The sequence below is a fragment of the Parafrankia sp. Ea1.12 genome, from assembly GCF_900465275.1.
GTDB lineage: Bacteria > Actinomycetota > Actinomycetes > Frankiales > Frankiaceae > Parafrankia > Parafrankia soli.
This window is the reverse complement of record NZ_UBIZ01000738.1, coordinates 1-419: the sequence shown is the minus strand read 5'-3', so window position 1 is coordinate 419 and position 419 is coordinate 1. Positions and strand designations below refer to the sequence as shown.

Annotated in this window: 1 protein-coding gene; it reads left to right on the top strand. The window is 70.4% G+C overall.

Features of this window, described 5'->3' with window-relative positions; genetic code table 11:
- The first annotated feature begins 65 nt into the window (after positions 1 to 65).
- Entirely contained in the window at positions 66 to 326 is a 261-nt protein-coding gene (locus FMEAI12_RS36035) for a hypothetical protein (protein WP_235015166.1), read from the top strand.
- Positions 327 to 419 lie beyond the last annotated feature (93 nt).

The following is a 419-nucleotide window of genomic DNA, read 5'->3' as shown; positions in this document are numbered from 1 at the left end:
GCCCTCGGCTTGGGCCCGTGAGCTGGGGTGATGCGACGGTGCGGCGGCCGGCATGATGGTCAGCCATGTTCGTACGCCTGCTCTATCTGATCTTCGTGCGGGTCTGTAGCTGGCTGGTTCTCCTCGGCCGCTCGTCGGCGTCGAAGAACATCGAGTTGCTGGTGTTGCGGCATGAGGTCGCGGTGCTGCGTCGTACCCAGCCCAAGCCCCGGTGGGACTGGGCGGACCGGGCGGTCCTCGCCGCCCTGATCCGACTCCTGCCCAGGGCGCTGCGAACGCACCGGCGGTCACGCCCGGCACCGTCCTGCGGTGGCACCGCCGCCTGATCACACGGACATGGACCCTGTGGGGCTCCAGAACCCCGATTTGGGCGGTGACCTGCGCGTTTGCCCGCGGGGCGGGGCCCGTGTCGGGCAGGC